Source organism: Flavobacterium oreochromis (assembly GCF_019565455.1).
GTDB lineage: Bacteria > Bacteroidota > Bacteroidia > Flavobacteriales > Flavobacteriaceae > Flavobacterium > Flavobacterium oreochromis.
Map to the genome: position 1 here is coordinate 1,722,804 of NZ_CP067377.1, position 14,054 is coordinate 1,736,857.

10 protein-coding genes and 1 pseudogene are annotated in these 14,054 nt (G+C 32.6%); all 11 read left to right on the forward strand.

Annotated features, from left to right (window positions below; genetic code table 11):
* Positions 1-14 precede the first annotated feature (14 nt).
* Positions 15-269, forward strand: a complete 255-nt coding sequence (locus JJC03_RS18760) for an aminotransferase class IV (RefSeq protein ID WP_309597792.1) — start codon at positions 15-17, stop codon at positions 267-269.
* A 2-nt stretch (positions 270-271) separates the two neighbouring features.
* A complete protein-coding gene (gene ilvD, locus JJC03_RS08230; RefSeq protein ID WP_060382991.1) occupies positions 272-1,945 on the forward strand; it encodes a dihydroxy-acid dehydratase in 1,674 nt (557 codons plus the stop codon).
* Positions 1,946-1,984: 39 nt separating this feature from the next.
* Positions 1,985-3,733, forward strand: a complete 1,749-nt coding sequence (gene ilvB, locus JJC03_RS08235; RefSeq protein ID WP_235874303.1) for a biosynthetic-type acetolactate synthase large subunit — start codon at positions 1,985-1,987, stop codon at positions 3,731-3,733.
* Positions 3,734-3,790: 57 nt separating this feature from the next.
* The gene (gene ilvN / locus JJC03_RS08240) at positions 3,791-4,324 is read left to right on the forward strand and encodes an acetolactate synthase small subunit (protein ID WP_374226251.1); all 534 of its coding nucleotides are present in this window, start codon (positions 3,791-3,793) and stop codon (positions 4,322-4,324) included.
* A 25-nt stretch (positions 4,325-4,349) separates the two neighbouring features.
* A pseudogene (gene ilvC, locus JJC03_RS08245) lies at positions 4,350-5,822 on the forward strand (ketol-acid reductoisomerase); the annotation flags it as partial.
* Between the two features lie 33 nt (positions 5,823-5,855).
* On the forward strand, positions 5,856-7,100 hold the full coding sequence (gene ilvA, locus JJC03_RS08250; protein ID WP_088399375.1) for a threonine ammonia-lyase IlvA: 1,245 nt from the start codon (positions 5,856-5,858) through the stop codon (positions 7,098-7,100).
* Positions 7,101-7,908: 808 nt separating this feature from the next.
* Positions 7,909-9,849, forward strand: coding sequence for a type VI secretion system Vgr family protein (locus tag JJC03_RS08255; RefSeq protein WP_235874304.1), 1,941 nt, complete (start codon positions 7,909-7,911; stop codon positions 9,847-9,849).
* 1 nt (position 9,850) lies between these two features.
* Positions 9,851-11,422: a hypothetical protein gene (locus JJC03_RS08260; protein ID WP_165624369.1), complete on the forward strand. Its 1,572-nt coding sequence runs from the start codon at positions 9,851-9,853 to the stop codon at positions 11,420-11,422.
* A gap of 1 nt (position 11,423) precedes the next feature.
* Positions 11,424-12,095, forward strand: a complete 672-nt coding sequence (locus JJC03_RS08265) for a hypothetical protein (protein WP_165624371.1) — start codon at positions 11,424-11,426, stop codon at positions 12,093-12,095.
* Positions 12,096-12,240: 145 nt separating this feature from the next.
* Positions 12,241-13,188 (forward strand): hypothetical protein, encoded by a 948-nt coding sequence (locus tag JJC03_RS08270; RefSeq protein ID WP_165624372.1) that lies wholly within the window; start codon positions 12,241-12,243, stop codon positions 13,186-13,188.
* Positions 13,185-13,898: a hypothetical protein gene (locus JJC03_RS08275; RefSeq protein WP_145902555.1), complete on the forward strand. Its 714-nt coding sequence runs from the start codon at positions 13,185-13,187 to the stop codon at positions 13,896-13,898. Before JJC03_RS08270 ends, JJC03_RS08275 begins: the two co-directional genes overlap by 4 nt.
* Positions 13,899-14,054 lie beyond the last annotated feature (156 nt).

Consider the following 14,054-nt stretch of genomic DNA (forward strand, 5'->3'; position numbering starts at 1 on the left):
ACATTTTACCAGGTATTACAAGAGCTACCGTAATGCAGTTGTGTAAAGAATTAAAAATAGAAGTGATAGAAGGGCTTTATTTACCAGAAGAATTAGAAAAAGCAGATAGCGCTTTCCTTTGCGGAACAGCAGCTGAAATTATTGGAGTTGACTCATTAAATCATCAAAAATTTCCTCTTCAATGGGAAAATTCACTAGGAAGAAAACTTCAACAAGCTTATAAAAATTTAGTTACCGAAAAAGCACACTCACTAGAAGCAAAATTTTAATAATGGAATTAAATAAATACAGCAAAACGATTACCCAAGATCCTACACAACCAGCTGCTCAAGCTATGTTATACGGGATAGGCCTAAGCGATGATCAATTAAAGCAACCTTTTGTAGGTATAGCCTCAATGGGATATGATGGCAATACCTGTAACATGCATTTAAATCACTTGGCCAGTTATATAAAAGCATCTGTAAATGAAGAGGATATGGTAGGGCTAATCTTTAATACAATAGGGATTAGTGATGGAATAACAAATGGAACAGATGGTATGCGTTATTCTCTTGTCAGCCGAGAAATTATAGCAGATAGTATAGAAAGTGTTGTTGCAGGGCATTATTATGATGCTGTGATAGCAGTTCCTGGTTGTGATAAAAATATGCCAGGAGCTATTATAGCTATGGGAAGGCTAAATAGACCTGCTATCATGGTTTATGGAGGAACTATTGCACCTGGAAAATACCAAGGCAAAGATTTGAATATTGTATCTGCCTTTGAAGCGTTAGGAGAAAAAATTGCCGGAACAATATCAGAAGAAGACTTTAAAGGAATTATAAAAAATTCCTGCCCTGGAGCAGGTGCTTGTGGCGGGATGTATACCGCTAATACGATGGCAATAGCAATAGAAGCTTTAGGTATGAGTTTACCTTATTCAAGTTCAAATCCTGCTATAAGTGTAAATAAAATTAAGGAATGCGAAAGCGCTGCAAATTACATTAAAATATTATTAGAACATAACATTTGTCCTAAAGACATCATGACTTTTGAAGCTTTTGAAAATGCTATCACTACGCTAATAGCCTTAGGAGGTAGTACTAATGCTGTTTTACACATTATAGCAATGGCAAAAAGTGTAAATGTTGTGATAACTCAAGATGATTTTCAAAGAATAAGTAATACCACACCTTTAATTGCTGATTTTAAACCAGGAGGTAATTATTTAATGCAAAATTTACATGAAAAAGGAGGAGTTCCTATGGTTTTAAAATACCTTTTAGAAAAAGGAAAACTTCATGGACATTGTATAACTGTAACAGGAAAAACAGTAGCTGAAAATTTAAAAAACATTCCATTAATTAATTTTGACGATCAAAATATTATAAAACCTCTTGAATCACCTTTAAAAAATACAGGTCATTTACAAATCTTATATGGGAACCTTGCTGAAAAAGGAGCTGTAGCAAAAATTACAGGTAAAGAAGGTGAATATTTTTCAGGACCAGCAAAAGTATTTGATGGCGAAAAAGAACTTATTGCAGGAATTGAAAATAAGAAAATTCAAGCTGGAGATGTAGTAGTAATTCGCTATGTAGGACCTAAAGGAGGACCAGGAATGCCTGAAATGTTAAAGCCTACATCCGCCATTATAGGGGCAGGATTAGGTAAAAGCGTAGCCCTTATTACAGATGGTAGATTTAGTGGAGGGACACATGGTTTTGTAGTAGGACATATTACACCAGAAGCTTTTGATGGTGGGACTATAGCATTAGTTAAAGACGGTGATATAATAGAAATAGATGCTAAAAATAATAAACTCCATTTATCTATATCTAAAGAAGAACTTCATAAACGAACATTACAATGGCAGCAACCGAAATTAAAAGTTAACCAAGGTGTTTTATATAAATATGCAAAATTAGTTACGGATGCCTCTCAAGGATGTGTTACCGATTAAAAATAATTAATAACCCCATACTATCTAAAAAATAGAATTATGGAAACAAAAAGAATAGAACAAGTTACTCCGCCTTTAAGAGAGGCAATACAAACTTCTGGAAGTATAGCCGTATTAGATGCCCTACTTTCAGAACAGGTTACAACTATTTTTGGTTATCCAGGTGGCGCTATTATGCCCATTTATGATGCCTTATTTGATTATAACGAGCAGATACAACATATTTTAGTAAGACATGAGCAAGGAGCAATTCATGCAGCACAAGGTTTTTCAAGAGCTAGTGGAAAAACAGGGGTCGTATTTGCAACCAGTGGACCAGGAGCTACTAATTTAGTAACAGGTTTAGCAGATGCTATGATAGATTCTACACCACTTGTATGTATCACAGGTCAAGTCTTTGCTCATTTGTTAGGAACAGATGCTTTTCAAGAAACAGATATTGTTAATATTTCAACACCAGTAACTAAATGGAATTATCAAATTACAGATGCAAATGAAATTCCAGATGTACTAGCCAAAGCTTTTTATTTAGCAAGTACCGGAAGACCAGGTCCCGTATTAATAGATATAACTAAAAATGCGCAACTTCAATTCTTTGAATACAAAGGGTATAAACCATGTCATTATGTAAGAAGTTATAGAGAAAAACCCGTCATAAGACCAGAATACATAGAAAAAGCAGCCCAATTAATCAATCAAGCCAAGAAGCCATTAGTCGTGTTTGGGCAAGGAGTAATCCTAGGCAATGCAGAAAAAGAATTTCTAAAATTTATTGAAAAAGCAGGACTTCCTACTGCTTGGACCATAATGGGGATGAGTGCAATACCTACCAGTCACCCATTAGCTGTAGGAATGGTAGGTATGCACGGAAATTATGCCCCTAATTATTTAACCAATGAATGTGATGTTTTAATAGCTGTGGGAATGCGGTTTGATGATAGAGTTACCGGTAGATTGGATATGTATGCAAAACAAGCTAAAATAATTCATTTTGATATAGACCCTGCTGAGGTTGATAAAAACGTTCAAACAACCGTACCTGTCTGGGGAGATTGCAAAGAAACACTAGTTCAAGTAACAGAATTACTCAACCAGAATACACATCCTGACTGGATGAAAGAATTCAGAATAAAAAAAGAAAAAGAAAATACCTTATTAATTCAAAAAGAACTTTTTCCTACTGAAGGAGAACTTACTATGGCAGAAGTAATTCAAGTACTTAATGAATTAACTAGTGGTAATGCAATTATAGTAACTGATGTAGGACAACATCAAATGGTAGCTTGTAGATATGCTTCACAAAATCAGACTAGAAGTAACATTACAAGCGGTGGTTTAGGTACTATGGGATTTGCTCTGCCAGCGGCAATAGGAGCTAAATACGGTGCACCTAAAAGACAAGTTATTGCAATTATGGGAGATGGAGGAGCTCAAATGAACATTCAAGAATTAGGAACTATAATGCAATATCAACCCAATGTAAAAATACTGATTCTGAATAATAGTTTTTTAGGAATGGTTCGCCAATGGCAAGAATTATTTCACGAAAAAAGATATTCATTTACAGATATTCAAAGTCCTGATTTTGTCCAAGTCGCAAAAGGCTATAGGATAAAAGGAGCACAAGTAGCAGAAAGAAGGCTTTTAAAACAAGCATTACAAGAATTTTTAGTATATGAAAAAGCCTATTTATTAGAAATAAAAGTAGCAAAAGAAGACAATGTATTTCCTATGGTACCACAAGGAAGAGGAGTTGCGCAAATCGTTTTATCTAAAGAAGAAATATAAAAATTAGATTATGAAAAAGAATATACATTAACGATTTATACTGAAAATCATATAGGATTGATTACAAAAATTTCGATTCTTTTTTCAAGAAGGAAAATTAATATCGAAAGTTTAAATACATCACCTAGTGAAATTCCAAACATTTATAGATTCACATTAGTAATAAATGAAACAGAAGAAAAGATTAAAAATTTAGCTAGACAATTAGAAAAATTAATAGATGTTTTAAAAGTTTTTTACAATACTAATGATGAAATTATTTGGCAACAAATGGCTTTATACAAAGTTCCTACCTCAGTTACAATGAAAGAAGTAAGAGTAGAACGATTATTACGTGAATATGGCGCTAGAGCAGTAGTTATTAGAGAAGATTATACCGTTTTTGAAACCACAGGTCAACAAGATGAAATAGAAAAATTGCTAAAAAAATTAGAAGAATATCAACTTATCGAATTTGTTAGAAGTTCACGTATAGCCATCATTAAAGATAGTAAAGGAATTCATCAAAAAGTAACCGAATTAGAAAAAAAGAATTCAACTTTAATTTCACAGAGTACAAATGAACCATTTGTAACAAGCTTTGGATTATAAACAACACAATAAAAAATAAAATATTATGGAAAATTATTTTAACACTTTACCACACAGATTAAAGGTACAGGAATTAGCCAAGTGCGAATTCATGGATAAAAATGAATTTGTAAATGGAGTAAATAAACTTTTAAATAAAAAAATTATCATTATAGGTTGTGGAGCACAAGGTTTAGCACAAGGGCAAAATTTAAGAGATAGTGGACTTAATGTAGCCTATGCCCTTCGTAAAGAAGCTATAGAAAATAAAAGAGAATCTTATGTAAAAGCAACTTCTAATGGATTTGAAGTAGGGACCTTTGAAGAATTAATACCAACAGCTGATCTTGTATCTAACCTAACACCAGACAAGCAACATACAAATGTTGTAAAGAAAATAATTCCCTTGATGAAAAAAGGAGCTTGTCTTTCCTATTCTCACGGATTTAATATTGTAGAAGAAGGAGTTAAGATTAGAGAAGATATTACGGTCGTTATGATTGCACCTAAATCACCAGGATCTGAATTACGGAATGAATATTTAAGAGGTTTTGGAGTTCCTACATTAATAGCCGTTCATACAGAAAATGATCCTAATCAAGACGGATTAGAAATAGCCAAAGCATATTGTGTAGGTACAGGAGGGCATCGAGCAGGAGTTTTAAAATCGTCATTCGTAGCAGAAGTAAAATCAGATTTAATGGGAGAACAAACCATTCTTTGCGGTTTACTTCAAACAGGATCTATTTTATGTTTTGATAAGATGATTGAAAAAGGAATAGACGCTGAATATGCCGCTAAACTAGTTCAGTACGGATGGGAAGTAATTACAGAAGCCTTGAAAATAGGAGGGATAACAAACATGATGGACCGTCTTTCGAATACCGCTAAAATAGAAGCTTTTAAACTTTCTGAAGAATTAAAAAAAATTATGACTCCTTTGTTTAACAAACATATGGATGATATTTTGTCAGGTAAGTTTTCTAAAACAATGATGGAAGATTGGGCAGCAGGAGATAAAAACTTATTATCATGGAGAGCCGCTACAGCAGAAACTGCTTTTGAAAAAACAACCGCTACAAGTCAAGAAATTACAGAACAAGACTATTTTGATCATGGTACCCTTCTGGTTGCTTTTGTAAAAGCAGGAGTAGAGTTAGCATACGAAACTATGGTAGCAGCAGGAATAAAAGAAGAATCCGCTTATTACGAATCCTTACATGAAGCACCGTTAATAGCTAATACCATTGCTAGAAAAAAATTATTTGAAATGAATCGAGTAATTTCTGATACAGCAGAATATGGCTGTTATTTATTTGATCATGCTTGTAAGCCCCTGTTAGCTAATTTTATGGAAAAAATAGAATCCTATTTAATAGGCGAAAAATATAACAATCAAACGAGTAAAAGTATAGATAATTTTGAATTAGTTACCATCAATGCAGCAATTAGAAATCATTCTATTGAAATTTGTGGAGCTAAATTACGCTCTGCTATGACCGAGATGAAAACGATAGTAACTGATAATTCTAATTCAAAAAAGAACTTCAATATGAACTTATATGAAGAAACAATCTTAGCTAAGAATCAATTAAGTGGAGTAGTAAATACTACTCCATTATTTCAAAATGTAAATATATCAGAACAATATAAAGCAAACATCTTTTTAAAAAGAGAAGATTTACAAGTTGTTCGTTCTTTTAAAATAAGAGGAGCTTATAATAAAATAAGTTCATTAAATACAGAAGAACGTCAAAAAGGAATTGTCTGTGCAAGTGCTGGTAATCATGCACAAGGAGTTGCTTTTTCTTGTAATCACCTAAAGATTTATGGCAAAATATACATGCCTAAAACAACGCCAAAACAAAAAGTAAAACAAGTACAATTATTTGGTAAATCATATGTAGAAATTCAACTCATAGGCGATACTTTTGATGATGCTTACCAAAAAGCAATTGAAGATGCTAACAAAAACAATAAGACCTTTGTTCATCCCTTTGATGATTTAAAAGTTATAGCAGGTCAAGGAACCGTTGCCCTAGAAATTTTAGAACAATCAACAACAAAAATAGATTATGTTTTTGTTCCTATAGGAGGAGGAGGATTTGCTTCAGGAATTATAAACGTTTTTAAAAAACTCAGTCCTGAAACAAAAATAATAGGAGTAGAACCTTTAGGAGCTCCTTCTATGAAAGTTGCACTTGAGAAAGGAAGTAACGTTATGTTAGAATCAATTGATAAATTTGTAGATGGAGCTGCCGTTAAACAAGTAGGAAATCTTACTTATCAAATTTGTAAAGACACATTAGATGATATCGTATTAGTTCCCGAAGGAAAAGTTTGTACCACAATATTAAGACTTTATAATGAAGAAGCACTAGTGGTAGAGCCTGCTGGAGCATTATCTATTGCAGCCTTAGATTTTTATAGCCAAAAAATAAAAAATAAAAATGTAGTTTGCATCATAAGCGGTAGTAATAATGATATAGAAAGAACAGAAGAAATAAAAGAACGCTCCTTATTATACGAAGGGTTTAAACATTATTTTATGATTCAATTTCCACAACGTCCAGGTGCCTTAAAAGAGTTTGTAAATGAAATATTAGGAAATGAAGATGATATAACCTATTTTCAATTTACTAAAAAAAATAATAGAGAAACAGGACCCGTAATTGTAGGATTAGAACTAAAAAAACCAGAAGACATAGACGCTATTAAAAATAAAATGGAAATTAATCATTTTCAATATAGGTATTTAAATGAAAATAATGACCTTTTTACCCAACTTATAGGATAAAAAAATAGCTCAAAACTGAGCTTTGACTTTAATTTTTTATAAAAGTGTGTCCCAAAAGACTACAAACAATCCTATTGAGAGATAAAAATCACATAATACTGATTATTAAATACACTCATACAACCTTGATTTTTTACTTTTGGGACACACTTTTTTTAAATCAACTCTTGTCAACCCCTTAGCCCTCATTTTAAAAACACAAACAAGAAAAGCAGGAGCTCACATTATTTTCCTATCCCTTTTCATAATCCCCCTCTTGGAAAATACAAGACACAATCTTTATAATTAAATAGATTAACACTCCGTATAATCTGTGTGGATTTTTTTTAAAATATTTTTTCCGCACAAAGTTGTGTAGTTTTTTTTAAAAAATTTTTTTCCACACAACTTTGTGTAGTTTTTTTTTGTGAAAAAAATTTCCACACAAAAAAAATTCAGTAAGCATACAAAAACATTGCCTCATCAATAGACTGAACCCAAATTAGACAACAGACTTTGCAATGCAGAACAAAAGAGGAATATGAACTGCAATTTTTCCCGTAGTTCTAGTTTTACTCCATTGAAGACAAAAAATGGAGTGTTTTTTTTCGATTCAAAGCCCTTTTAACAATAATAAATTTCCAACACTTATATGTGAGGTTTAACGTTTTGAATTAATTTTATTAAACCCCTAAACAAACCCATTAACTAATCTTGGTTTTAATACAAAATATTGTATTTTTAAGTCATCGTAAAATAAAACAATGCGTTTTGTTATAATAAATGCTATTTTTAAATAAAAAAAAAGAACTAAAAAAATAAACAAACTATGGAAAACTACAATAGTGATTATGGAAGGCTCAACCACCCAGATGACCTAGCCAAATACGCTAAATTACGCACCTTTAAAGACTACCTAACAGACAAATCTGATTTCTTAGTGTACTGCACCCTAAGTATAGAAGGCAAAGACTTTTTAGAAAAATCCCATTTTAACCTAGCATTCCATCAAAAGACTAACGACCACGACAGCTTTACCCTAGATACCCGTGCCGATTCTCTAGACAACGAAGAGGCGTACATCATGGAAAATTCTAAAAGCTATCTAGGCAAAACCCTACAGATCCACTTACACCGATTTGGGGAAATAAAACAAACCTTTACAGGGATTATAACCCACCTAAACCTCTTAAAAAAAGACGGTTACGGCAGACTTTACATAACAGGACACGCCCCAACGATTATGCTAGAACAAGGCCTTGAATCCCAAAGCTTTGAAAACAAAACCCTAGGAGAAATAGCCCAACAAATAGCAACAGATTACCCCAAGACACTCAACCTCATTACCCAAAATAACAACACCCAACACGTGTTGCCCTACACCGTACAATACAATCAAACAGATTACCAATTTTTAAAACAACTGGCCATACGCTATGGCGAATACCTCTATTACAACGGACAAAGCCTAGTATTAGGCAACAAAGTAGGTCCTAAAATCATCCAACTAGAAGAAGGCGCAGACCTAGTACACGCATCCTTTGAAATATCTGTAAAACCCCAGCAATTTACCTACACCTCCTACGATGTAGAATCAGGCAGCACCCTACAAAGAGATAGCGCCTCAGCCCAATTACAAAACAAATTCAACCCCTACCAAGTAACCGCAATAAACGCCTCAAAAGACGTATTCCATAAAAAACCCAATAAACACTACAACTCAACGGGTATTAATAATAAAACAGACAGAGAACTACAAGAGGCCGTACGAAAACAAAAAGAACACAGAGAAAACCTGATGATCGTAAAAGGCAAAAGCAAAGATCCCGAACTTAAACAAGGCGTTCTAACCAAGCTGATTGACATTAACGACAGACCCATGGAAACCTACCGCATCATAGAAATCAACCATTTTCATAACGGAAAGGATTATTACAACGAATTTGTAGGAATCCCTGATATGTGGACCCCACCTTATTTTGACGACAACATCCATTCTAACTGCGAAGAACAAACCGCACGCGTAGTAGATAACAACGACCCTATGGGAATGGGTAGAGTACGCGTACAATTTCCTTGGCAAGAAAAAAAGAATCAAAAAACCCCGTGGATTCGCTTGATACAACCCCACTCAGGAGCTGGCAAAGGCTTTCATTTCATCCCTGAAATAGGCGAAGAAGTCCTTGTAGGATTTGAAAACGGCAATGCCGAAAAACCGTTTGTATTAGGGACTCATTACAACGGAAGCGAAACCAGCGGGTACCATACCCCAGGAAATGATCAAAAAGTCATTCATACCCGATCTGGCACAAAAATAATCCTAAACGATGCCCAAGGTTCCGTTTTTATAGAAGACCCAAGCGGCAATACCTGGACAATGGACGGGCAAGGGAATATCAATGTAAATGCGCCTAAAACTTTTTCAGTAAATTGTACAGATATGGAAGTAAATGTATCTAATAATTACACTACTACTGTGGGAGTAAACAAATCGACTAATGTAGGAATGAATCAAACCATTTCTGTAGGGGCTACATCAAGCGAAACTGTAACAGGCGCAAAAAGCTTGACGGTAGGATTGAGTATGCTTACTCATATTACAGGTAAATTGGATGAATATATAGGAGGCGATGTGCATAGTGAAACAAAAGGAGGTAAAAATATAGTTAATTCTGAAAAAGGTATTGTTATAAATTCTGAAGGAAGTATTGATAAGAATGCTAAAAAAGGAGTCAACGTTAATAGTGCCGAAAAAACTAAAAACCACTAATATGAGTAGGACACGAATTGTTGGCGGTAAAATCACTGAGATTGTAGGAGGTGATTATAAAATATACTCCGCTGAAAACATTGAAATAAATTCGCAAAAACATATTAGCATAAACGGTAATGAAAATGGTGTTACTTATGGAAATCCTAAAAAACCACCAACGCTAGATAAAATGACTACCGAGTGTGTTGTAGAATTTCGCACCAAACAGGATGGAACTTACACAGGACAATTTGGATTTGACTGGCTACGTGTAGATGATAATGGATTAACCACCGAAGCTAAATATGAAGATTGTATTGAAAATGGGTATGAAGCACCAAACGGTAAAGCACCTCGCAGAGACGCTAATACCGAATACGAATCTAAAGATGAGGCATTTAAAGCCTTAAAGAAAGAGTATCCTAAAATAAAGGTTGATATTGTTCCAAAACCTGCTGTTGCACCATTCACGAAAGATTATTTTGTGCCTTATTTAGCCTTATTCCCTAAGCCTTATAGTGATGCAGCAGTTGTGCCTACGGGAATGCCTAAACCTCCTTTTGAAGCAGAGCTTCGTACACTTGTAGAGGTGGGTGGTACAGATGCACCCGATCAAATACGGGTAGTTTTTAACAAAAACTATTTTGAGATTAATGGCAAAGATGGTAGTGATGCTAATCCAGTATTGATAAGCGATAAAGCCATAGGAGTAAAACGTGAAGCTACAGCAGACACCCTAAAGATAAAATGTATAGCAGAATTTGAAAACAAACAAGAAATTAATGTGTATGTCTATCCTAAGGGTTCTTTAGCAAAATCTATAGCCGAGCAACTTATGGAACGTAAACTTGCTGGTAGAATAATTGTTTTACCTAATAAAAATACAACTGGGCAACACGCGGTGAAAAATATTAAAGAGTTGAAAATGGTTTTTGTAAATGTTAGAACCAATTTAACGGGTACTTCTGTAACTGGGGCATTTACAAATTCTGAAAAAAAACGTTTATTTGGATCTTTATACCAATCATTAGTGTTACCAAAAATAGAAGATTATATTGCAAAAGATGTAAGTGGTAATATTTTAAAAGATTTATTAGGCAATGATATTAACTATTTAGATTTGTCTTCAGACGTTGATTTCAGTATTGGTGGTAAATTTGATTCTGGAGGAGTTTTTAATGAAGATTATAGGATTAATGCAACAGATAAAGTACCGCATTTTTTTAAAGATATGCGTAGTAAATTTTTAGCACTACCAGGAAATAATAAGTATAATGATTATTTCACAGTATTTGTAATTGCAGAAAATGTCTATGATAGTGCAGCTGGGCAAATACAAGATATTGGAGTTAAAAATTTAGTTTTATTTAATAGTAGAAATGATTTAACTCTAAGTCATGAAGGCTTACATGGCTTAAGCTTATATCATGCGCACAGAGATGGTGTAATAACGGAGCCTAATAGAAAATTTGTTTATAAAGACGCTCGCGTAGATCCTACACATGCTACTGATAATATTATGAGTTACAATGGATCTTTAAGGAAATCAACTTGGAAATGGCAATGGAACATCATTAGAAAAAATTTGTAATATGAAAAAAATAGCTACATCATTTCTTTTGTTATTAGCATTAAATTGTAAATCACAAATAAAGAAACAAGACATTTCAAACATAAAAAAAGATACTATGGAAATATTTAATATTGAAAAATACAAGAACTTAAAAAAAGATATGAATGTTTCTGGATATGGAAATTATATTTTAGAAAACGGGGATAAAATTCGAGTAGAAAGTGGAAAAGATTATTATTCAGAAAGAATTACTAAAAACAATACAAATCTTAGCACATATAAGGAATTTTTCGCAAGTAATAAGAGTATTAAAAAAACAGTAAATTTTTTACATAATATACATTTTGGAATAGCTAAAGAATATGACGAACTAGGAAATTTGATAAAAGAAACAAATTACGATTTACCATATAAATACACAATAGAAGATTTAGCTACAAAAATGAATAACCAATATCAAATTGATATTTATAATATAAAACAAATTCATTCAATAAGACGATATGAAGAAAAAAAACATTTAAAAATTCCTTTATATGAAGTGTGGAGTTATCATAAAACAAATCCATTAAAATTGACTTGTTATATAATAAACGGAACAACAGGCGAAACCATTTATGAAGGAGAACGATTTATTGAAGGTAAACAAGGAAGTTTATTGGATCAATATTTAAAAATAAAAAACAAATAAAGTCTTATTTTTAAAAGTAGTTTGACATTACAATCAATTATAAATCAACTAAAATAAAATGCATAAGCGAATTTGAAAACAAACAAGAAATTAATGTATATGTCTATCCTAAGGGGTCTTTGGCAAAATCAATAGCCGAACACTTATGGAACGTAAACTTGCTGGAAAGATTATTGTACTACCTAATAAAAATACAACCGGGCAAAATGCAGTGAAGAATATTAAGGAATTGAATGTTGTTTTGGTAAAAGTAAGGACAAATATTTTAGGTGGATTATCAAATATAAGAACTGGTGCATTCGATACTGGAACTACAAATGCGTCAGGCGAGAAAAAAGATTTAGTTAATGGTTTATATCAAAGCTTGATTAAAGCTAATATTACTGATCAAAGAACCAACAGTGCAGGGACAATTACAGATATTATTTTGGATGTGACTGCTGATACTCGGTTTAAGCAACAATACAACAGTTCGGGTGCTCGACTAGGTTCTACATTTATAAAAAGTAGTGTAGATGAATTAAAATACAGTAATACTCTAATACCAGTATTGCGAACTTTGTTAAATACGGCAACCTCAAACGCCTATCAAAATGATTTTATGGTATTTTCTTTTGACGAACCTTGTGATAATCTTAATGGTTTTGCCGAAGATATAGAGAAAAAAGCGGTGGCTTTGTTTAATGCTAGAAACTCAAAAACACTTCCACATGAAGGAATGCATGGTCTCGGATTGTATCATACTCACAGGGATTTAACTCATGTATATATAGATACTACTGACCCTAATACAGCAACCATTTTTGATAAAGATAATAGACGTGCAACTGTAAACAACAATGCATTAAAAAATAATAAAAACAATTTGTATGTAGGTACAGATAATTCCACTTGGAATTACAATGTACCCACTGGTCGTTATGTGTTATCAGTTCATTATTGCAATTATGATCATCCAAAAACACAAAAATATGTGTATAAGCATGCATGGTACGATTCTGCACATGGCACAGATAATTTTATGAGTTATAATGGCTCATTGAGAAAAACAACTTGGAAATGGCAATGGGAAATATTAAAAAAACATGTATGATACGATATTTAGTAATAGTACTATTAATTAATGCAATTGGTTGTAAAAGTCAAGAAAAGAAGCAATTACAAATTATAAAAGCTAATAATATGGAAATTAATGATGAGAGAATTTTAAGAGATTTAATAGGAAAGCAAACTGGAGATTTTGTTACGTTATCAAATGGCAATAATGCACAATATTTTGATGCTGGTGATAAAATAAATTATATTTTTAGGATAAAAGATAAAATATTCCCAGTAACTTATGTTAAGATTTATTATATTAAGACTAAAACTATTCATATTGAAAGCCAAGATTTTTATGGTTTTCCAATAGGAATTTTAAAGGAATACGACGAATCAGGTAAATTGATTAAAGAAATTGATTATGACAAAGATTTTAAATTCAGTATTGAAGATTTGTGCAAACTTATAAAATCAGAATATGATATTGATTTAATGATTAAACCTAATTCAAATGATTCAAGGGCTGTACAATATAATGTAGGCAGAGGTAAATCAGAGTTTGCTAAAGGTTTTGTAGCAAATTGTTACACAGTACAATTTTACATCCAAGATGGTGGCGGAGATAAAATGTTAGTTATAGATGGCAATACAGGTGAAATTCTTTTTGAAACCCAAAGAGGTGGATTTGGAATTGAAGCATTGCCAAAAAATAAAAGAATTAAAATTCTTTCGAAAGAAGAGTTTGAAAAAAATAGAAAATAAAAATGGGTAGATATTTGTTGTTCATGTTCTACCTGTCTTGTTCACTAACTTTTGCATAGTTTAGGTTTATATCATTCCTTTGATAAAAATGGTAAATTTACTTTCAAATACAAATTGACTGAAAATATTATAGACTATTCAGATTTGCGTCGTGCA

Bases quoted from the DNA above. Each gene is read 5' to 3' on its own strand.
- ilvD (WP_060382991.1), top strand. From the start codon at position 272: ATGGAATTAAATAAATACAGCAAAACGATTACCCAAGATCCTACACAA.
- ilvA (WP_088399375.1), top strand. From the start codon at position 5,856: ATGAACTTATATGAAGAAACAATCTTAGCTAAGAATCAATTAAGTGGA.
- JJC03_RS08255 (WP_235874304.1), top strand. From the start codon at position 7,909: ATGGAAAACTACAATAGTGATTATGGAAGGCTCAACCACCCAGATGAC.
- JJC03_RS08260 (WP_165624369.1), top strand. From the start codon at position 9,851: ATGAGTAGGACACGAATTGTTGGCGGTAAAATCACTGAGATTGTAGGA.
- ilvB (WP_235874303.1), top strand. From the start codon at position 1,985: ATGGAAACAAAAAGAATAGAACAAGTTACTCCGCCTTTAAGAGAGGCA.
- JJC03_RS08270 (WP_165624372.1), top strand. From the start codon at position 12,241: ATGGAACGTAAACTTGCTGGAAAGATTATTGTACTACCTAATAAAAAT.
- JJC03_RS08265 (WP_165624371.1), top strand. From the start codon at position 11,424: ATGAAAAAAATAGCTACATCATTTCTTTTGTTATTAGCATTAAATTGT.
- JJC03_RS08275 (WP_145902555.1), top strand. From the start codon at position 13,185: ATGATACGATATTTAGTAATAGTACTATTAATTAATGCAATTGGTTGT.